General features: G+C 42.3%; 15 protein-coding genes. 3 read left to right on the top strand and 12 right to left on the bottom strand.

Annotated features, from left to right (window positions below):
* Positions 1-54 precede the first annotated feature (54 nt).
* The 12 genes from P0G38_RS03755 to P0G38_RS03700 all read right to left on the bottom strand — a co-directional run bounded on the left by P0G38_RS03755 (position 55) and on the right by P0G38_RS03700 (position 16,864).
* Positions 55-2,265: a helix-turn-helix transcriptional regulator gene (locus P0G38_RS03755; RefSeq protein WP_010749860.1), complete on the bottom strand. Its 2,211-nt coding sequence runs from the start codon at positions 2,263-2,265 to the stop codon at positions 55-57.
* A gap of 86 nt (positions 2,266-2,351) precedes the next feature.
* Complete coding sequence (locus P0G38_RS03750) at positions 2,352-3,230, bottom strand: carbohydrate ABC transporter permease (protein ID WP_005234200.1); 879 nt, start codon at positions 3,228-3,230, stop codon at positions 2,352-2,354.
* A gap of 11 nt (positions 3,231-3,241) precedes the next feature.
* Positions 3,242-4,189 carry an ABC transporter permease gene (locus tag P0G38_RS03745; protein ID WP_275854064.1) on the bottom strand — a complete coding sequence of 316 codons (948 nt, stop codon included), beginning with the start codon at positions 4,187-4,189 and terminating at the stop codon, positions 3,242-3,244.
* A complete protein-coding gene (locus tag P0G38_RS03740; protein WP_275854063.1) occupies positions 4,174-6,687 on the bottom strand; it encodes an exo-rhamnogalacturonan lyase family protein in 2,514 nt (837 codons plus the stop codon). The genes P0G38_RS03745 and P0G38_RS03740 overlap by 16 nt, the downstream gene beginning before the upstream one ends.
* Positions 6,662-7,336, bottom strand: coding sequence for a YesL family protein (locus tag P0G38_RS03735; protein WP_275854062.1), 675 nt, complete (start codon positions 7,334-7,336; stop codon positions 6,662-6,664). The genes P0G38_RS03740 and P0G38_RS03735 overlap by 26 nt, the downstream gene beginning before the upstream one ends.
* The gene (locus P0G38_RS03730; protein WP_016608835.1) at positions 7,336-8,004 is read right to left on the bottom strand and encodes a DUF1961 family protein; all 669 of its coding nucleotides are present in this window, start codon (positions 8,002-8,004) and stop codon (positions 7,336-7,338) included. Before P0G38_RS03730 ends, P0G38_RS03735 begins: the two co-directional genes overlap by 1 nt.
* Positions 8,005-8,271: 267 nt before the next feature.
* A complete protein-coding gene (locus tag P0G38_RS03725; RefSeq protein ID WP_275854061.1) occupies positions 8,272-9,786 on the bottom strand; it encodes an extracellular solute-binding protein in 1,515 nt (504 codons plus the stop codon).
* A 418-nt stretch (positions 9,787-10,204) separates the two neighbouring features.
* On the bottom strand, positions 10,205-11,458 hold the full coding sequence (locus P0G38_RS03720; RefSeq protein WP_275854060.1) for a glycoside hydrolase family 28 protein: 1,254 nt from the start codon (positions 11,456-11,458) through the stop codon (positions 10,205-10,207).
* A 421-nt stretch (positions 11,459-11,879) separates the two neighbouring features.
* A complete protein-coding gene (locus P0G38_RS03715) occupies positions 11,880-13,493 on the bottom strand; it encodes a glycosyl hydrolase family 28 protein (RefSeq protein WP_275854059.1) in 1,614 nt (537 codons plus the stop codon).
* Positions 13,494-13,568: 75 nt separating this feature from the next.
* On the bottom strand, positions 13,569-14,402 hold the full coding sequence (locus P0G38_RS03710) for a carbohydrate ABC transporter permease (RefSeq protein ID WP_005234188.1): 834 nt from the start codon (positions 14,400-14,402) through the stop codon (positions 13,569-13,571).
* A gap of 3 nt (positions 14,403-14,405) precedes the next feature.
* Positions 14,406-15,365, bottom strand: a complete 960-nt coding sequence (locus tag P0G38_RS03705) for a carbohydrate ABC transporter permease (protein WP_275855212.1) — start codon at positions 15,363-15,365, stop codon at positions 14,406-14,408.
* A gap of 188 nt (positions 15,366-15,553) precedes the next feature.
* Positions 15,554-16,864, bottom strand: coding sequence for an ABC transporter substrate-binding protein (locus P0G38_RS03700; RefSeq protein ID WP_275854058.1), 1,311 nt, complete (start codon positions 16,862-16,864; stop codon positions 15,554-15,556).
* A gap of 264 nt (positions 16,865-17,128) precedes the next feature.
* Between P0G38_RS03700 and P0G38_RS03695 the strand changes: the two genes are divergently transcribed.
* The 3 genes from P0G38_RS03695 to P0G38_RS03685 are packed head-to-tail and all read left to right on the top strand — an operon-like array spanning position 17,129 to position 20,971.
* Entirely contained in the window at positions 17,129-17,785 is a 657-nt protein-coding gene (locus P0G38_RS03695; RefSeq protein WP_275854057.1) for a DUF624 domain-containing protein, read from the top strand.
* Positions 17,754-19,523 (top strand): sensor histidine kinase, encoded by a 1,770-nt coding sequence (locus P0G38_RS03690; protein WP_275854056.1) that lies wholly within the window; start codon positions 17,754-17,756, stop codon positions 19,521-19,523. The genes P0G38_RS03695 and P0G38_RS03690 overlap by 32 nt, the downstream gene beginning before the upstream one ends.
* Positions 19,520-20,971, top strand: a complete 1,452-nt coding sequence (locus P0G38_RS03685; RefSeq protein ID WP_271813222.1) for a response regulator — start codon at positions 19,520-19,522, stop codon at positions 20,969-20,971. Before P0G38_RS03690 ends, P0G38_RS03685 begins: the two co-directional genes overlap by 4 nt.
* Positions 20,972-21,055: the final 84 nt, after the last annotated feature.

Raw genomic sequence — 21,055 nt, 5'->3', positions numbered from 1 at the left:
AAATCAGAGCAAAAGCTGCGAAAATGCGAGCTTTTCCGCAGCAACCAACAGTGATCAGCTCTGACCTTTTCGATATTGTCCTGGGGTCATTCCCGTGCACTTTTTAAATAAACGATTGAAGTAACTGGGATTATACCCAAGGTTTTCTGCAATTTCATTGATTTGATGATCGGTTTCTAGCAACTGCCGTTTCGCTTCTACGATGCGAACGTTGGTTAAATAATCAATAAAGTTGACCTGCTTGGCACGCTTGAACTCCTTACTCAAAAAGATTGGGTCTACTTCGAAACGATCCGCAACATATTCTAACGAAATTTGTTCATTGCGAAAATCAGATTGGATGTACTCCGCTACTTTTTGGATCATTTCACTATAAGAATTAGCGACATTTTCTTGCCAGAGGATGGAGACGGGCTTTAAGAAATGATGGTACAAAAAGGCTTGAATCTGATTGATGTCCAAAAGTCGTTCGATTCGTTCTAAAACAACCGTTTTCGATACATAATCCGTTCGTGAGACACCATTTTCATTTAAAAGGTAATCGACTTGATCGTACAGTCGATTGACCACATAGATCACCGCAGCCTGTTGATTGTTTTCTGCCACGACCTGTTCCAAAAACCGCTGGACACTTCGTTGCAATTCTTCATGATAGCCACTTTTCAGCGCTGTTAAAATCAAATTTTCTTGCGAAAGAGAATACTTCGGCAGCGGGCGCATTTTCTCTCCTTGAAGCACTTGATTTTCGGGAATCAACCGTTGCAGATGGATTTGCTTTTTGAGACGTTGGGCAACTTCAGGCAACTTGCGAATCTCAGTTTCTTGTTGCGAACTAACGATGGTGACATAACGGCAGACGATCAAATTGATTTGCTTGGTGACCATCGTGAAGTAATCTGTCAGTTGCTGCTCTTGATTGACCACAAAAACCAAAATCCGCCCTTCATTTGACGAAACGATGGTTGATTCTGGGAAAAACATGGCTGTGACATCCGTTATAATGTTTTCTAGCGCAAACAAAATGTGGGTTTCATCTTGTGAATTTGCTTGATTGCTTAATAGATCATTGAGTTGGAAATAAAACAGGCGATACCCTTGGTCACTTAAGCGCCAGTTTTTTTGCTGCAGTAATTGTTGCGATTCTTCCTCTGACAAATAGCCATAATACCCTTCCATCAAATGTTGGATCACTTGCCGCTTCAGCGAATCTTGAAAGCGTTCCGCCTGATTTTGTAGCAATCCTTTTTCCCGACTTAATTGTTGCCAACGGTCCACCAAAAACTCCAGATCGTTTTCTTTTTTCCATTGGGTATTACCAAAGAGCTGATCCATCGTTTTTTCAAAAGGTTGGTATTGTTTTTTTGCCAAAAAGAGACTCATGACTGCCACACAAGCAATAAAAAGAATACTTACGACGATCAGCACTCTAGCCAAATGAGTGACTGGCTCGGTAATCAATGCTAAGGGAACGACGGTATAAAACGTCCATATTTGGTTGAGTCGCGTACTGTTTACGGCGATCATGCTATAATCATTGCCATTGATCGATTCGACCCAGGTTCCTTGATGCTCCTCACTCAGCGGTTGGATAACATTCGCTAAGTTCTGATCGCCAATAAAACGAAAACTCTCATGATTAAAGGAAATCGCTGCGAGTCCATTTTCAATTTGAGTATCATAAAAATACTTTAACAATGATTGCTCGTCGATCGTTGCAACTAAAAAAATTTTAGGCTGATCTTCGCCTTGGCTATCAATGTTTTGTACAAAAATCAATTCATCCTCTTCTTCAATGATCTTCCACTGATACTGCCTACCATTATCGATCCGATAGCGTTCAAATGCTGTTTTGGTTTGCTCGAGCGTTAATTCATACGTGCCGCCACTTTCAATCCCAAAGGGCGCCTCTCCGAGCGAATAAATACCGATTCGATTGACATAATTGGAGCTATTGGTTAAGTAAAACAATTCTTCCGACAGTTGGATCAAAGTCTGATAATTCGTCGTTTCCAATAAATCTTCTTGGTAGCGCCTTTGAAACGATTGCCCCCAAACGCTTAAAGTCACTTCCAGCTGCGAGAACTGTTGGTTGATGTTACTAACGATTCCTTCGACTTGGCGATTGTTTAGTTCTTGATACGATCGTTGTAATGGTCCGATCAAATAGGCATGCAAAAAAATTGCAACGGCTAATAGCGGCACGACGATCCATAGACTGGCTAGCTGCAGTTTTCGATGAAAACCGCCTGTTTTAAAGTACTTCATTCCCAAACACCCTTGTAATAGATTTTATGTAACAAATTGTCATGCGAAAAAACGCATGACAACCTATCCACAACTATTGAAGTGTATCATCCTTTGACGGATCCAATCAGCATTCCTTTGGCAAAATGTTTTTGCAAAAACGGATAGAAGATCAAAATTGGTAAAGTCGCCACAATGATGACTGCAAATTTGATTCCTTGTTCAGGCGGCACATAGTTGGGGTCCATACTTGCTAACGCATTGGCACCACTGGAGGCCATCGTGATCTGTCTTAACAATAACTGAATCGGCCATTTTGCTGAATCGTTGATATAGAGCAATCCACTCATGAAGTCGTTCCAGATACCAACGGCGTAAAAAAGGGTGAAGGTCGCGATCACTGGTTTTGATAAAGGCAAAATGATTTTCCATAAGATCCCTAGTTCCGTACAGCCGTCCATCTTGGCGGATTCTTCCAATTCGATCGGCATTTCTTGGAAAAAGTTTTTGATGATCATTAAGTTGAACGGATTGATCGCGATTGGCAAAATCAATGCCCAATAAGAATTGATCAGTCCTAAATTTTTCACCACGATAAACGTTGGGATCATTCCACCTGAAAAGAGCATTGCAAAAATCACGAGATTCAACAAAGTGTTCCGTCCTTTTAGGTGCTTGCGTGATAAAGGATAGGCAAAGGTGAAGGTACAGAAAAGCTGCACCAGCGTGCCAACGATGGTAACGCCGACCGTTACAAGCAAACTACGGATAAAGGTGTTGGTTGAAAAAATAAAGCGATAGGAGTCGAGACTGATCTCATTTGGCCATAAGAAAAACGAACGTGTGGTCAATTCTAACTCCGTAGCAAATGAACCTGCGATCACATAAATAAAAGGAATCACCATGAATAACCCAATCAATGCCAAAAATAGCGCATTAAAAATGTCAAATATTTTCCCTGCCTTCGTATTGTGTAAAGTATCCATCTTTTTCCTCCTTAGTATAAGCCGCTTTCGCCAAAGCGTTTCGCTAATTTATTGGTACAAAGTACGAGGATGATCCCAACGATCGATTTAAATAATCCGACGGCTGTTGAGTAACTGTAAGCGCCATTGGTGATCCCCATCATATACACATACGTATCAAAAACATCTGCTACTGTTCGGTTCAACTGATTGGTCATCAAGAAAATCTGATCAAACCCAGTAGACAAAATCGACCCGATCCGCATGATCAGCATAATGATGATCGTCGAACGAATCGCAGGCAAAGTGATATGCCACACACGACGGAAACGTCCTGCACCATCCATGATCGCGGCTTCGTATTGTTCCTGATCTACACCTGATAAGGCAGCTAAATAAATAATAGTCCCCCAACCGATCTCTTTCCAAATCGATTGCATTACGATCATGGGGCGGAACCATTGCGGGTCTGAGAGAAAGTCGATTTCAACGCCTGTCAACGAAGCGATAAATTGAGTGATCGCTCCATGATCGATGTTGAATAAGATATGCCAAAGACTAACGACGATCGTCCATGAAAGAAAATGTGGTACATAGACGAAGGTTTGAATGGTCCGCTGAAACAGCTTGTTGCGCAATTCATTCAGTAACAGTGCCAAAAAGATGGGTGCTGGAAACGAAAAGAAGATGTTTAAAAAGGCAATCATCAACGTGTTCCACAAGATCCGAAAGAAATCAGGATTATTGAAGAAATCCATAAAATTTTGTGTTCCAACCCATGGACTATCTGCGATTCCTAAAAAAGGCACATAATCTTTGAAAGCAATGATCAACCCATACATCGGTGCATAACGAAATACTGCAAAATAGATGATCCCGGGAATCGTCAAAATATAGAGCCATTTATTTTGTTTAAAATGGTTGAGAAAACTCCTCCATTGCTCTTTCGTTTTCGGCACTTTTTTTATTGTTGTTTCCATTCATTCTCCTCCTCTAACTCCGCTCCGATCAATGCTAAACAACAAATCGTATTTAGACCCCACTGTGCCAACACATTGGTCGATACCCACGGCATTTCTTTTATTTTTTTCCACGTTGTCGCTGCTTCAATGGTCGCTTCGATCGGCAATGGAACACCCGATTTGTCATTATCAAGCAATAACTGCCAAGCCCTTTGGCTGATTGCTTGATCGTTACGCACTCGCCCAGCAAAGGCCATCATCGTCGACGCAAACATTGGCCAGGCAAAATGAGGTTCCGTCAGTACCCCGTTTGATTCTTCTGCTTTTCTCTCAGGACTCAAGCTATAAAACCAGCCAAACTCCCCTAACATCTCTGTCCACTCGGGGTCTTCCAGCACTTGAGCAAGTTCTAACCAAACTTGCGGCGCCCCAAAGGAGATGACCATGTGATAGCCGCCAAAATTCCCAGTTCCCATATAAGATAAGGTTTTGTCTTGTGGATCAAATAACACTGTGGGACCAGACAATAGGCGCTGGGGCATGGCTTTGATGCAGGTGATGCCCGTGCGAATTTTTTCAAGGTAAACAGGATCATTCGTCCGTTCCCACTGGGTAAACCAGTTTGAGACTAGCGCAGCCCAATCTGGTCCGATGCGAATCGGTATCCGCTTCGTTTCTCGTTCATAAAACTCACGCATCGGTGGTAACGCATCAAAAGCATAGGTTTCATTGTCTTTGACTTGTTCCATAATCTCCCCAACGCGTTCATCCGCTGTCAAATAGTAGTAGTAGCGATGCAGACCCGCCATTGAAATTCGAACTTCTTTTGCTTGGCAGCCCCAATGAACGACATTATGCCGTGACCCTAATCCTTTGTATTCACCAGCATGATACTGATCGACTTCTGAAGTATGTCTCGTCATGCTTTCAGCCAGATAGTAGACGCTTGGATCACCAGTCCGTAAGAAATCTAGCCAAAGCCACATGTTGGGGACCAATTCAGTGTTTTGCCAAGCGTACCCACCAAGATCGTAGCGCCATTGGTGTCGAAACTGATCATAGGTATGCATGACATCACCATAGTTCCAATAGCCATACCAACTTCTTTGTTGGACTTCTGCTAAATAGAATTGACGCATCTCAGCCAATTGTTGCTCCAGCAACTGTTTCGTTTTCGTTGATTCATCTGGTAAACTGATCCTGCCAAAAACCTTCGTCTCTTGATAACGCTCTGGCAATGAAACGATCTGGGCAGGTTCTTGGTTTTCTTGAGCTAAGCCCAGCAACACTTCTTCTGACGGGGCTTCTTCATATAGATCCAACCAACAACGCGTCGTATTTGCTACGCCAACTGCCGTCGAACGAATCTCTTCCATTCCTTCGTATCCGCTAAGCATATGATCCCGTTTGGAATAGTGCTGAAAATCCATTGGCTTGGCATTCGGTGACCACTGCCACATCGTGATTTGGGTTTCTTTTTGGGTGATGCCTGTCACCTCGATCGCAGATGGTGCTTTTTCCCAAAATTTCTCCATGCTGCAAGCAACGCCGCCGGTTTCTCCCCCAGCATAAAAGGTACCTGAATAATGCTCGCCATCCCCAATGGGCAACCAACAGTACCCAGCTTCGGTCTGTTTTTCTAATTCAAATGACCGATGATTGATTTGATTGACCCGAAAATTGTCCCAAATAGCATTTTCCACCGCATGAGACAGCATCGGCTCGTCCGCTGGGGTCAATGAAACGAGCTGTCCACTGGCTTGTTCTTGATAGGGAATGTTTTGCTGATAGTGTCGCCGTGAAAGTAACAATTGTGCCGCTTCATGATACACAGCATCTGCAATAAATTTGACTTGTCGATTCCAATTTTCACCTGTCAACGCATAATCAAATGCTATCCCCATGCCTTCATAAGCAAGTGGTTTGATGATAATGACCGTATGAATGATTTCCAATTTGCTGATTTCGCGAAAGATACGGAACCGTAAAATAAACTCTTGCACCACTTCTTGATTGATCTCAATGACGCCCGATACTTTGATAACGGCTTTTTCTGAACCATTTTCTTCCAACATCAAGTCCGTTACTTTGGACTGCACCTTTTTGTTTTGGTATTGCAGGATTGCGTGAAGATCTTGCAATTTTTTCTGCCCATTGACCGCTACCCAGTCCAATACATTTTTCCCTTCCCCATGTTTCGGGAAGAAGCCTTTGATCGTACCGTTGTCAAAATAAATACCGTTGTAAGCTTCCCTAGCAATCGCCTGTTTCTTCTGGACACGCTGTTTTCTTTGAAAAAGTAACTGCGTCGTTTCTGCCACCAGACCACTGTGTCCTGTCCATTTCACACTGCCATCTGGCCAGTAAGCCAGTACTTTCGTTTGCAGCGGCTCCTCACCCAGCAAAAACATTTCCTCACTTAGAACCTCAGGTTGTAAAGCCCCTTTTTCCCATGGATACCCAAAACTCAGCCCACGTTTTCCCTTAGGTTTATTTTTGAGCCATTTCAATGCCATGTTCGATTTCCTCCTCTTCCCTCTCTGCAGGTTGAACTGCATCGTTTTGTTGCTTTAGCTTTTGTTCATTTTCATCAAATAATTTCAAGTAAATCCCCATTGTGCCAATGATCCACATCCCAATACTTAAAAATGGAAGGAGACCGGGGAGAAAAAAGCTGATCGTACTACAAATCCCAAACCAAAGAACGCCTAAAAAGGTGCCAATAGGTTGAAAAAAAAGAAAGCGTAGTGAAGCGCCTAGGTACTTCTTCGTTGGGAGCACATAATATTCGTACATGCTAAGCAATGTATTGATCACAGCGATCGCGACGCATTGGCTAACGATCAATAGGATCAAGCCAGTTTGAGTCAATGCCGCTAAAAATCCTTGCTGGATCACCGCCATGGGGCACAAATAAAAGAGAATGATCGGTAAGCCCAAGCGATTCGATCGCCAAAAGTTCCTGCGGTAATACCCAAAGAACGTTTGAAAAAAAGGCGGCGATTCCTGTTTAAGGGTTTTCTTTGCTACGTGGAATCCTGCTTGTACGCTAGGCGCCAGTCCAAAGATGATTCCACCTACTAGCGCACCTATAATAACGGTTACATTTATCAGCAAACAATAAAAGACAAAATCTGCTGCTTGATATGCTTTCTGCCAATTCATCACCGTTCCTCCTCTAAGGAATATACCTTCAAGTCTTTATAGCGGGCCTTCATTGGCGCCATTTGCCGAAATCCGATCGCTCCTTTAGTTAATACGGGACCAAACTGTTCCTCATCAAGGTACCTTAACACCAATAAGTCGTTGATCCAAAAGGAAATCGTTGCACCTACCTTATCGATTCTTAGGTGATAAAACCCTCGGGCATCTGCTACACTCGGAAGTGGGTCTGCGCCTTGGGCGACCAGATGAAACCCATGGCTTTTGCGCAAATTACACGTTTCAAACGCCCGTTCCTCCTCATACTTTCTTCGAAAATAAGAAAGGTGGTAAGCATTGATCCCTCCAGAATGATACTCGGGATATGCCCCGGTTCGTTTGGGTACTCCAGAATCGAAGATCGAGCCACCCTTGCGATTGGTTGCTGCAAAAAAGAGCATACATAAGCCTGGTTCAGCCAGTGGTTGAAACTGCCAGGTGATTCGTAGGTCCGCTGGAAATTGTTGAGGCAGCCATAAAACAAAATGTGGTTGTTTGTTTGATTCTTCAGAATACGTATTCGCCAGAATCATCCCGTCTTGGAAAGTAATTTTGGGCTCTCCTTCAGCAATAAAGTGTTGAATATCTGCTGCTTGATTCAGCGGATTTTCATAGATCAATTTCGCTAACATTTCTTCTTCTCCTTTTATGCGTATATGAGCTACTTTTCTCTTTTCATAGTAAACTTGACCTACATTTCTAACAATTGACTTTTTTTGAATTCCTTGATATCAAGCGTTAGATTAGGGTTTTCACTTGTTTTTTTCCATTTTTTCTTTTCTGATTTCTTACTACCTGTCTCGTCTCACCTGAATAGTACTCCAATTTATTAGATGAAAAAAATCATTGAAAAAGAAAAAGGTTGAGAGCAAGATCCACTCAACCTTCTTCGACTGTCGTTATTGTGCTTGATGAAGGGCATTCGTTTCTTCCATCAGCTGCGTGCCTCCTTGATTCTTCCATAGTTCGATCGCAGCTTCCCAACCCGCTTCATCGATTTGTCCTGCAATAAATTGAACCCGCGCGTCACTAATGATCTGATCAAGCTGTGCCCCTTTTGTTACATACGTATCTGTATTATAGGAGGCTGCTGGGTTAAAAACAGCGTGCTCTAAATCAGCTTCCATCAATGACAATCGTTTTTCATAGCTTTCAGTAGCCGCTTCTGTATCAGGCTTAGCAATATAGTACAGGGTATCTTCCGTTACATTCATCCCAATTTGTGAGTACCCTTTGACCGCATTGGCTAACGCTTCAGCTTCTGATCCTTCTAATGCGACGGACATTCCATCCACTACTTCAAAATTGATTCCTTCGATTCCGTTGTTCAGCAATACCTGTGCTTCTTTATCATTTAATTTATCAAGGAACGTCAACACCTCTTTTAGATGTTCCTCTGTCTGGACACTCGACTTAGGAATCGCCAAGAAACCAGAATAGCCATCTGTCGGTAACGCATTCATCGTACCGCTATTATCTTTTAAATTCCCTGTAAAGACGACGAGGTCTTCTTCTCCAGCTTGCAATAATTTATTACTGATTTGTGCTGCTCGTGAATACGTATCAATAATGATCCCACCACGTCCATTGATAAACGGCTCATCCCATTTATCTGCTGCCATGGTTGCAAAATCACGATTGACATAGCCTTGTTCCACCATATCTTTAACAAATTGCATTGATTCTAGGTATTCTGGTTGCATAAAGGATGGCTCTAAAGTGCCATCTTTTTCCACCCAAGCATTTCCTGCCCCAAACCAAGTAGCTAACACATCGTAAGGACTATTTGAATTGATCGAGCCAGGCCATTGGGGAATAATCAAACCAAACGTATCATTTTCACCATTCCCATCGGGATCGTTCTCAGTAAATGCTTTGGCAACCTCATAAAGATCATCGATCGTTTCTGGTACATCTAAGTTTAAGTTTTCTAACCAATCTTTTCGGATGATCACCGCCGTCCGCATCGCATCACGTTTCCGATAAATTCCGTACACTTTGCCATTCACAGAAGAATTACGCAAAACATCCTCGTTAGATTGAGAGAGATTAGGATAATCAGCTAAATAGTCGGTCAAATCCCAAAAAGCGCCATTTTCTGCTGACTTGATAAACCCTCCTGATTTTCCTTGAATGACCATCACTTCTGGAATATCATCTGAAGCTAACGTAATATTCATTTTATCCTCGTAGGATGTATTGGGTGCCCAGGTAATATCAATGTTTTTGCCAGTGTAAGCTTCTAATTGCTTCAAAATCTCGTTGTCACTTGCAGGTGGTTCAGTTTCAATGTACGGCGATAAAATCGAAATCGTATCATAATCTGTTGTGGAACCTGCTTCCTCCTTCCCGCATGCCGACAAAAAGGCGACTGATAGTAACCCCAAACCAAGAATCGTACTTAATTTTTCCACTACTTTTCCTCCTTAGATTTTGTTGTTGAGCCCGATTAAATAAACCGCTTTCAATACCAAAAGCATAACGAAAAGCAGGATTTCCAGCAATTGACATTTTTTGTTAATCGTTGATATATGACTAGATAGGGAGTTTTGCTCTACATTTGCAGGTATCGTAAATTATAAGAAAAAGAATAAATAGTTCTTCGTGTTCTTAGTTCGCTCAATCAATCTTATTATCGCAGTTTTTCTGATTCCTATCATTCTTAAATTCTAGTTATAGAAAGCATAGCCTAAGTACTGAAGTTCTTATTCGTTAGAGCTTTGGGAACATCTTATCATGAAAAAAAGACCAACTCATTGGTCTTCTTTGATAATTCATCAGTTTTTTAGTACTAAGCGGATCACCACTCATTCATATTTGAGAGAAAGAGTACTACCGCTCATACACATCATTTTGATCCAAGGTTGGCGCTAACGCAGTGACGATCGTTTCCACCATCTTTAAGTTCTCAACCCCTGCAATCTTGCCGAACTCGTCGGCATGGATGGAAAGATTTTTCAATGTTAGATTGCGGATCGGCTCTGCTGGGCTGGCCTCGATGAAAAAAGCACGCACGCTTTGTTGTCCTGTTTTGGTAGCTTGCACGTTTTCAATAGTAATGTCGCAGACCTTTGCTGGACCTACTGGAATAGCTGGTTGTACCATCAATTTGTGCCAATAGTCGGGAATCTCTTCCTCATAATCAGCTGGCAGTTCTGGATAACTATAATCTGGGTACCAATTTGTTTGTAAGAGAAAAGGAAAGCCAACATCCTTCATCGTTAAATCCGAAGCAGTGACCTTGCGTATAAATCCACCTCGATTGTTGGCGGATTTGATCCGAAACCCTGCGCCAGTTTGCTCAAAGACGACTTTTTGGATTTTGATCTCTTCGATCCCACCAGAAGTTTCACTACCAATAGCAATTCCTGAACCATACCCTAACTGACAGTCTTTGATCGTGATTTTCCGACAGCTTCTTTGCTGGGCTATGGCTTCTGCCCCACGTCCCGCCTTGATCGAGATATTGTCATCGTTGCAGGAAATGTGGGCATTTTGAATCGTGACTTCTTCACAGGAATCAATATCGATGCCATCAGTACTAGGCCCTTTTCCATTGTCTATCGTGATGCCGTCGATCAATATGTGGTGAGAATACGTGATTTGGGTATTCCAAAAACTCGACTGTACCGACGAAATATCTTTGATGGTTACTTGCTGACTTTCATAAACAAGGATATTTCGTGGGCGCTTGCAATCATAATCTGCTGCCCAGCGTAAGCCTTTCTTTGCATAATCCGCCATCATCCCGCTGGCTTCATCTGTTCCCCAAAACGTTTGCCACCATGTTTCTCCACGACCATCAAGTTTTCCTTTTCCAGAGATCATGACATTTTCTGCGTAAAAAACATTGATCATCGCTGCAGGCCACTTCATATTGATTCCTGCGACCCGATTATCTACTTCGGGATAATCGGCCAGTTCTTGACTACCATACAGAATCGTATCCTCTGAGACAATCAAGTGCACATTGCTTTTTAAAAACAATGCGCCGATTTGATAGGCGCCGGGTGGTGTAATCACTGTTCCCTGCACAGTTGATGCTTGGTCAATTTCTCGTTGCAATAATTGCGTGATGTCTTCCATTCTTGCTTGCCTCCTACGTTTTTGTTTTAAGCTGTTGATAGGTTTGTCGATACCCATGATTGTAAAAATTGCGCATCGCCAACCTTTTTTCATCTATCATTTCGTTGGATAGAACTGAGTGCTTCTTACTGGCGCTGTCCATCAAGTAAAGCGTTCCTCTTGGCACATCTCGTTATCTTTTCCCATGTGCTTTCTGGCGTCCTTTTCCCTACATTCTTTACTATAGTCCCCTTAGCGGGAAAAGAAAGTCCTTTTTGATTTCTGGGGATCGTCTTTTTTTGCATCGTCCTTTCTTGTTAGAAAAATGCGCCTTTTTGTCTACAAAAGCAAAAAGGCGCAACCTGTCAAGGGAGGAAATAAGGTGCTTAACTAACTGTTTCTCATTGGGAGAACCAACGCAGATCATTTTCAAAAGCTTGTTCTACGTGCGTTTCTTTTGTCCCACCATGGATAGTTCGACTGTTTCTTGGCAACTTGTTGCGTCACTTATGGCCGCTCGATCAATGATCGCTGCCTCTTTAAAACTGACCTCCTGACACTGTTCAAAAATCATTTTCTTTTGCCCTTTAGCTGATTCAAAGGCAACGGACTCAAAAGCAACGCGTTGGATCGGTGAAACCTGCTGTGCTTGTTCATCGACAAACCCTTTTAGCTCGACCAAAGGGTTCTGCCCTACGATACAGGTATTCTTGACCAAAATATCTGAAATGATCGGTAACTGTTGGGCTGCTTGGCCATCGGCATTGTAAGCAACAGGATGAGCCATGAAGCGATCCAACAGGCAATCGATGATCGTCACTTGACGAATATAGCCACCACGATCATTCTGCGCTTTCAATTCTAGCCCATAAAGCGTATTGGTCAGTTGACAATCTCGAAAAGTGATATTTTCGACACCACCAGATTGCTCACTACCAATCGCGATGCCATGTCCCCCTCGAATAGCCAAATCAAACAGCCGAATATTTTTCGCTGGTCTATTGATCTGATTTCCTTCTGGATTTTTGCCAGATTTGATTGCGATACAATCATCACCCGTATCAAAAACGGTGTCAAAAATCAGCAAGTTTTGCGAAGAATCTGGATCCCAACCATCGCCATTGTCGATGCCTTTGGACTGAATATTCACCCCATGGGTCACAACGGTGTCACAGTAAATCATATGGACAGTCCAGCATGGTGGATCAATCAACGTCAGCTCTGTCAAATGGATGTTTTTGGCCTGCATCATACAGATCAACCGTCCCCTTACTCGTCTTCCAGGTTTTCCATCAGAAACATATTCTGGATACTGTTCACGGTCTGCATAAGGTTTTCGCATCGCCAGTCCTAATGGATTCCCGCCACCAATGATCGTTCCTTTGCCACAAAGACGGACATTTTCACAAACGATACGCCCTCGATCGCCCCGATCGATATACCCAATGTTGATCAATGAACGGAAGCAAAACAATTCCCACCCTTCATAACGGCTTAATGGCAACCCCTCTTGATTCACGCTTCCTAAATACACGTGTGGGGCAACCCGATACGTTTCTATGTCGAGGCTTGCTTGCAATGTGCCATCTACCTGAAAAATCATATTGCTTTTTAGCTCCAACGCACCAGAAAGAATCACCGCCCCTGTTGGGATCCAGACAGTGCCATTGCTAGGGCAATCGTTGATCGCTTGCTGGAGAACGGCGGTACTATCTTCTTTGCCTGCGCTATCAGCATGGTAGGGTGCTTGCGTAACATCTAACACAACACTTTTTTTCTTTGTACGAAAAGTCGTCGTGACTGCGGTATTTGTAAGCAGGCACCCCTGATGATCGAGGCAGATGATCGTTACTTGATACGTTTGATCGGCAGATAAGTTTGTCAACGTCCAATGCGTCTTGTTTGTTGGTCTGGTTTGGATCAAATCGTTGTCTAAAAACAATTGATAACCAAAAATAGCTTGATCGTGCAGCGGCTTCTCCCAAATAAGGGTCGCTTGATGGGCGCCGATCGTGCTTGGTACGTCATGAAAATCAATTACTTGAAATGGTTCCATCGGTTGTTCCTTTCTTCAACGAATTCATTCAATAGAAAAAAGATATTCCAAAACAGCGAATATCTTTTTCCACACTTATTTAAGACCAGTCGTGCTGATGCCTTCAACAATGTATTTTTGGAAAATAAAGAAGATGATCAACACAGGCAGCAAGGAGACCACAGACATCGCGAACATCGCTCCCCAATTGGAGGTGCTGCTAGCATCTAGGAACTGCTTTAAGGCAATCGATACCGTGTAGTTTTGCGGACGCGTGAGGTACAGCATCGGCCCGATCAGTTCTTCCCATTTCCAATAGAAAGAGAAGATCGCAGCGTTTGCCAAGGAAGGCTTCATCAACGGTAGAATCACGCGGAAGAATATACCGACCCGTCCACAGCCGTCCATTTTTGCTGCTTCATCTAAATCTGTCGGGATCGCAGAGACGAATTGAACCATCATGAAAATAAAGAAAGCTTGTCCGAAGTATGAAGGAACGGTTACCGGACGAATCGAGTTAAGCCAGCCTAATTGATTGAACCAAAGATACTGAGGCACCATGATAATCTCTTGCGGCAGCATCATCGTGACCAAGATACAAGCAAACCAAAAGCCTTTTCCTTTGAAAGGAATTCGACCAAATCCATAAGAAATGACAGCCGAAGAACAGACCGCCCCTACCATTGAAATCAACGCGATTTGCAACGAGTTGAAAATATAGCGAATGAAGGGAATCCCTGCGATCCCTTCAAACCCCTTGGTAAAATTTTCTAACGTCCAGCTTCGGGGGATCAACTCCGTTGCCGTTCGAAAAATGTCACTACTAGGTTTAAAGGCACTAAACAGCAGCCAGAAAATCGGATAAAGCATCAGTAATGCAGCAACTAAGATCACGGCATCAAAGAAATAATTTTGTTTTTGTTCACGCATCAATCAAACCTCCTCGTTTTCTTTAAACACCCAAAATTTCGATGTTGCGAACAACAGAATCGTAATCACCCCAACGATGACCAGTAAAATCCACGCTAAGGCTGAAGCATAGCCCATTTTGAAATCGGTAAAGGCTCGTTGATACATGTACAAGGAATAGACTAACGTGCCGTTACGGGGTGAACCCGTCCCATTCGAAATGATAAACGCAGGTGTAAACGTCAAAAAGGCCATGATCGTTTGATAGATCAGATTGAAAAAGATGATTGGCGTCAGGACTGGGACCGTGATATTGAAAAACTGTCTGATTTTTCCTGCCCCATCAATTTCCGCCGCTTCGTAATAATCTTTCGGAATATTTTTCAAACCGGATAAGAAAATCAACATCGACGAGCCAAATTGCCACGCTGCTAATAAAATCAAGGTCATCAATGCTAAGCCAGGACTTTTAAAGAAGTAGATCGGGTCTAAGCCGATCGCCACTAGCACGCCATTGATCAACCCTGAATCGCCAAAAAGATTCCGCCACATGATCGATACCGCCACGCTCCCACCTAAAATCGAGGGGATATAAAATAATACCCGATAAGCACCGCTTAATTTCGATGGGCGGTTGATCAGCATCGCCACTGCTAATGCGACGATCAGCCGTAAAGGGACTGCCAACACAACATATTTCAGCGTAACAGTCAGTGACTGAACAAACTTGGGATCATTCGTAAAAATCGTCTTAAAGTTATTCCAGCCAACAAATTGCGCCTCTGTCAATAAATCATAGTCGTGAAAAGACATAAAAAGAGAAATCCCCATCGGGACGATAATAAAAGCAAAAAAGCCAATGATGAAGGGTGAGATAAATAAGTAGCCTGTAACCATATTCTGTTTTGATTCTGGTAATCGATTAAACCAGCTTTTGAGTTTCCCAGGTTCTTTTGCCGTGGGTGATTTTGATTGTAGTTCCATAATTTTCACTTCCTACCTCCTATAGTTGATTACGCTTACAAGTTGATTTTAACGAAGTGCTTCTTAAGAATGAATAGAAAAAAAAGCACAGAAATGTGAAAAACTAGAGGACCTATATTTTTTCCTCCATTGTTTCTCCTAAAAAAACGCCTTTACTGAAAAAGTCAGTAAAGGCGCCGCATCTATGCTTATTGATAGTTTTCTGCAAAAATTTCTTCGCAGCGTTGCGTAAAGGCATCATAAGTTTCTTCTGGTGTCATCGTGCCATAAGTGATCTCTGCGTACAGCTCTTTAAAGTACGTGTTGATTTCAGCAAACCCAATTGGTGGGATTGGGGATGGATCACCGACGATGTCTGCAATATCATCTAAGAAATCAGAGGACTCTTGCTCTTCTGGTGTCATGTCGGCATAAAGCAATTCTTTGATGGCATCATTGGAAGGAATTCCCCGCTCAGTACCGATGATCTTATTGGCTTCTTCACTATTCACTAAAAAGTCAACAAACTTCGCAGCTGCTTCTTTTGATTCAGAAGCATTCGCGATCGAATAAAAGAACCCTGGTCGATACGCCATCGCCCCGTTTTCTGAGTCGAATGGACGAGCCAAGTTGATTTCGACATCTTCTGCGGCGGAGGCCTTATAGGTCAAGTATTGATTGGACCAAGTCATCATATAAGCTGCTTTTCCTTGTGAAAACGGATATTGATCCATACTGTTGGCGTTGCTAGTCACTTCTGCGGTTGGCATTGCTTTGGCTTCCGTAAGGTCCGCGATAGCCCCCATAAATTCAACCCAGTTTTCTTTGGTAAAACCGATCACTGGTTTGCCGTCTGCATCGTATTGGTATAGATCTTCGCCTTTAGTACGTAAAAAGTATTGCAAAATCGTACTGTTGTCATTATTATCATTCCAACCATAATCACCGGTTGCTTCAGCGATCGCTGCCGTACTTTCTACAAGGTCATCGAAGGTATAATTGCTAAAGTCGATGCCAGTGCCCCCTTGTTCTACCAATGATGGATTGTAGAGCATCGCCATCGTATTGACAGAAGTTGGTATGCCAAAAACTTTTCCATCTAACTCACCAGTTGCTAAAATCGATTCTTTGATATCATCGGTTTGAATCTCATTGCCGATAAATTGCGACATATCTGCTAATTGATTTTTCGTTCCATATTGCGCAATGTACTGCACATCCATCTGGATCACATCAGGTAATTCTCCAGAAGCCGCTTTTGTCGCTAGTTTTTTCCAATGGTCATCCCAAGAACCATATTCATATTCAACTTTGATGTCAGGATTTTGCTTCTCAAATTCTTTGATCGATTCGATATACTTCTCGTGTCTGACTTCTGAGCCCCACCAGGTAAAGGAAATCGTCGTTTTCCCATCCGCATCAGCTTCTGAGCTTCCGCTACTATTGCCGTTGTTGCCACAAGCTGCTAAGGTCGCACCAAGAAACAACAAGCTCGCTGCTTTTAAAAAAGTTTTCTTCATTCTTCTACACTCCTTTTTGTTTGCGCTTACAAGGTGATTGTAATGGAAATCCTCGTTAATAAAAATGAAAAAACAAGAGCAAATATGTGAAAAACTAGACTGTCGTTTTTTCTGAAGGCTAAGCCTTCACGGGCAATAGCTAGAAAAAAATAGAAAAACAGATGAAAAATGTAAAAAAACAGACATGCTCTATTTTTTCCAATATACTATGCTATACTAGCGTTGAAAAGGCTTACTTTTCAAAAAACAAGGTAGGTGGAAACAATGAAAAAAATACAAACCGGACTGTTTCGTCTTTTTACGGTAACAGCTTATTTTGCTAAATTAAACCTTTTATGGCTTTTCTTTACCCTTTTAGGATTGGGGATTTTTGGCTTCGGTCCTGCCACCGCTGTTACGATCAAATGTTTACATGATTTTCGTAAAACTGGCCATGACTATTCAGCTGTTGACTTCTGGCAAGCCTACAAGCAAGCCTTTCGCACCTTTTCCCTTTTTGGCATCGGATTATTGAGTACAGTACTCCTGTTGTTGTTTAACTTACGGATTACTCATTTTTTCCCGACTGAAATGGCTTGGCTGCGCCCTGTCTATTTACTTTTAACGATTCTCCTCCTTTACACTGCATTCATCAGCTTTATGACTTATGCCAAAGCCGAACAACACGCTTGGAAACAGACCTTGTACGTCAGTATCTTTCTAGTCTTTCGCTACCCACTGCAAGGCCTTGCCTTGTTGTTTACCTGGTATTTATTATTTCTCTTATTGACTGCCAAAACCTCTTTGTTACTCGTCTTTGGACTGGTGATTTTCTTGTTTTTCGCTGAATTTTTTCATGGTCAGATGATTGAAAAAACCAAACAATTGCAAGCAAAGCGAGGCAGTGTCCATGAAGTCCCAGAAGCTGATCAATCACTTTAAAAAGCAGCCTTTTGAGCGACAGTTACATTTTGTCTTTTTTGCGACGGTGGCAATTATCGTCTCATTGGCTGTTCTCCTGACCTTAGTTTGGCGACAAGTCTACATGGCGCAGCTGAAAGAAGCCGCGTATAAAGATGTCTCGATCATTTCAGCAAATATCGCCAAACGTTTAACTGCCGTCGAAACCCTCTCTTTTCGCATTATCGATAGTGCACCGATCCAAAATGGCCTACAAAGGATCTTGGCACAAGATTCCTTGCAATCCTTAGAGGCGATCGACCAAAAGAATGCCTTAAGTGCAGAAATCAACGCCCTCGTACGCAATGAATCAACGATTCAAAACGTCTATCTCTTTACCCCAACGAACGAAAACATGATCAACTTTCTAGCCGAGACCGACCATATCTTTAATGGCCAAACCATCAAAGATATGATCGAGACTTTGCCCGATAAGCCTGCCAAAGGGAGTTGGTTTTTTGCAAAGGACCTTTCTCAAGGTGTCTACCTGCGAAAAATCTATTCAACAGCCGATCTTTCTTTAACCTATATTGGTACGGTGATATTTCTAGTCAATACGTCCTTCTTTCGTAATGAGATCGAAAGTCTTCCTATTGTCTCTGAACAAAACCAATTTTTCATGGCGTATCAGAACCAATTTTATAGTACCGCAAATGACGAGCAAACCCTCGCTGCGGATCAAAATACCTTGCAGCAGAAGATGGGAACCTTCCAGCGATCGATCGGCTCCATGACGTTTGATAATCGCCAGTACTACTATGCAATGGATCGGAAGACGATGCCGAATATGACCTTCATTTATTTACTGCCTGAAAACCAAGTCTTAGCGGATCTTTATAAACTACAAGGCCTTTCCATCGCTGTGAGTTTGCCTTTTTTATGTTTGATTATTGTTGTGATTCGGAAAATAAGCAATCAGCTGACCCGTCCTTTAGCTGACTTGGCTTCGCAAATGGCCGTTCTGCGGAAAACGAAAAAACTGGCCTCTTTAAAGACCCTCGCTGTCCCAGAAAATAGTCAAGAAGAGATCATGGTCCTTTACGAAAGCTACAATACGATGATCGATGAATTAAATGCCTTGATCAAGGACAATTATGAAATGCGTATTTTGTCCCAAGAAATCGAATTTAAGGGATTGCAAGCGCAATTAGATCCACATTTTCTCTACAATACGTTAGACTCGATCAACTGGATCGCCATTGAAAATCAGCAGTGGCAGATCTCAGAGATGGTCACCTCCCTTGCCTATTTGTTTCGTAAAAAAATCGATACCAAGTCTGACTTCACGACGCTGCAAGATGAGTTAGATATCGTGCATGCCTATATCAATATTCAAAACGTTCGCTTCGGGAAACGGATCGAGTATATCGAAGTAATTTTGGTGAATGACCTGTCCTTTAAGGTTCCTAAGTTACTGATTCAACCATTGATTGAAAATGTCTTTAAATACGCCGTCAATGATATGAAGGAGACGTGTCGCCTCGTCCTTACGATTGAACAACAAGCAACCTTTCTCCAAGTCAGTGTCTCTGACAATGGCCCTGGTTTTAAAGCCAACTTCTCGATTGAAAAAGAAGGCGGCATCGGATTGACCAATATTCAAAAACGATTGCAACTGCATTATGGTGATCAAGCGTCGTTAGCCATCGTCTCCTCGATTCCCTTCAAAAAGACGACGGTGCGCTTTGTGATCCCCTTAAAAGGAGTGAGTGAAACATGAAAAATATCCTCGTTGTTGACGATGAACCCTTGATAGCAAATGGTGTGGCTAACCTCGTTGCTTCTTTTGATTTCCCATTAGTGGTCAAAGGAATTTACACAGACAGTGAAGAAGCCTTGGCATTTTGTCAGCAAAACACCATCGACATCGTGATTACCGACATCAATATGCCTAAAGTCAATGGACTTGCCTTGATCAAAAAATTAAAAGCCATCAATCCTGCGATTCAAATCATTATTTTGACAGGCTTTGGTAGCTTCTCCTTTGCCAAAGAAGCGATGGCTTTAGGGGTCAAATTTTTCCTTGAAAAACCTGTTTTTCCGAGCAAGCTTTCAGAAGCGTTGGCTGAGACGATCGAACGCTCTGAACGTCGCCAAATGGAATCTACCCTCTATTTAAAACAACAAATTGAACAATACATCAATAGCTGCGGAGAAGAACCGCTGCCTGAATCGTTAGTTTTTCCATTTTGTATGTACTTATTTGATTCGAAATTCTATCACGCCATCGCTAAGCGGATCGAAAGCTATGAGAACCATCACGAGTTGGTGATCGGTCATCAAAACAAAGTTGGCTATATCCTGAACTTCAGTACGGAAAATACCTTTAATCTCTTTTTTAAAACGAAGGTACAGGCTGCGCATCTAGGAAAAGGGATCGCCATCAATTGCTGGGTCGAAACTCCCGAAAAATTTTTACTCAGTTATCATTTAGGCAAGCGGAACTTGGATAAGGAGTTTTATTTTGATACCTTTGAAGTCATCCAAGAAGCCCAAATCTCACAAGAAAATGTCTATGAAAATAGTCTCTATATGGAATACCGTGAAAAACTTTTGGCATTGATCGACAAAGGCGAACTGACTTTAGCCCAAGTTCTTACGGAAAACTTTTTTTCTACCTGTCGCATGGAGCTTTACCCTGTCCAACTATTGCGGCTGCAGGTCAACGATTTGTTATCGGCAATTTTTGAAAACCATCGCATCAAAAAAGACATTTACTTTGATGACTATTCCCCAAAGATCATGCTCTTGAATAATTGGCACGAACTCCAGTTTATGCTGCTTCACTGTATCGATTTGATGCGGGGCAGCTTAGATGATAGCGAGAACATGCAGCTGTCCCAAAAAGTCAACCTGATCATCGAAGAATATTATGACCATGAAGCATTGTCATTGAAATGGATCGCAGCCCATCTTTTGTACTTAAATCCTGAATACTTAGGAAAAACCTATTACAAAGAAACCGGGATTCGCTTCAATCAAAAATTAGCCGAATACCGCATCCAAAAAGCACAAGAACTGCTGAAGAAAAACTACAAAGTCTACGAAGTGGCAGCGATGACGGGCTTTAGCAATGCGCCTGAATATTTTGTTCAAACGTTCAAAAAGATTACTGGTATGACACCAAAGAAATTTTTGAAGCAGCAAGAAAAAGCCCTTCTCTCTTAACGTTTCTTCTATAACGAAAGCATTGTTTTGCTATTTCAACAAAAGAGGTAGTTCGCTCACGGATGTGAGTGAACTACCTCTTTG

The organism is Enterococcus casseliflavus, assembly GCF_029215545.1.
In the GTDB taxonomy this organism is placed as follows: domain Bacteria; phylum Bacillota; class Bacilli; order Lactobacillales; family Enterococcaceae; genus Enterococcus_D; species Enterococcus_D casseliflavus.
Note: the sequence above shows the minus strand (reverse complement) of the source record. Positions and strands in the feature narration are given on the sequence as shown.

Bases quoted from the DNA above. Each gene is read 5' to 3' on its own strand.
- P0G38_RS03685 (WP_271813222.1), top strand. From the start codon at position 19,520: ATGAAAAATATCCTCGTTGTTGACGATGAACCCTTGATAGCAAATGGT.
- P0G38_RS03720 (WP_275854060.1), bottom strand. From the start codon at position 11,458: ATGGAAGACATCACGCAATTATTGCAACGAGAAATTGACCAAGCATCA.
- P0G38_RS03750 (WP_005234200.1), bottom strand. From the start codon at position 3,230: ATGGATACTTTACACAATACGAAGGCAGGGAAAATATTTGACATTTTT.
- P0G38_RS03715 (WP_275854059.1), bottom strand. From the start codon at position 13,493: ATGGAACCATTTCAAGTAATTGATTTTCATGACGTACCAAGCACGATC.
- P0G38_RS03755 (WP_010749860.1), bottom strand. From the start codon at position 2,265: ATGAAGTACTTTAAAACAGGCGGTTTTCATCGAAAACTGCAGCTAGCC.
- P0G38_RS03745 (WP_275854064.1), bottom strand. From the start codon at position 4,189: ATGGAAACAACAATAAAAAAAGTGCCGAAAACGAAAGAGCAATGGAGG.
- P0G38_RS03695 (WP_275854057.1), top strand. From the start codon at position 17,129: ATGAAAAAAATACAAACCGGACTGTTTCGTCTTTTTACGGTAACAGCT.
- P0G38_RS03740 (WP_275854063.1), bottom strand. From the start codon at position 6,687: ATGGCATTGAAATGGCTCAAAAATAAACCTAAGGGAAAACGTGGGCTG.
- P0G38_RS03690 (WP_275854056.1), top strand. From the start codon at position 17,754: ATGAAGTCCCAGAAGCTGATCAATCACTTTAAAAAGCAGCCTTTTGAG.
- P0G38_RS03705 (WP_275855212.1), bottom strand. From the start codon at position 15,365: ATGGAACTACAATCAAAATCACCCACGGCAAAAGAACCTGGGAAACTC.
- P0G38_RS03700 (WP_275854058.1), bottom strand. From the start codon at position 16,864: ATGAAGAAAACTTTTTTAAAAGCAGCGAGCTTGTTGTTTCTTGGTGCG.
- P0G38_RS03730 (WP_016608835.1), bottom strand. From the start codon at position 8,004: ATGTTAGCGAAATTGATCTATGAAAATCCGCTGAATCAAGCAGCAGAT.
- P0G38_RS03735 (WP_275854062.1), bottom strand. From the start codon at position 7,336: ATGAATTGGCAGAAAGCATATCAAGCAGCAGATTTTGTCTTTTATTGT.
- P0G38_RS03710 (WP_005234188.1), bottom strand. From the start codon at position 14,402: ATGCGTGAACAAAAACAAAATTATTTCTTTGATGCCGTGATCTTAGTT.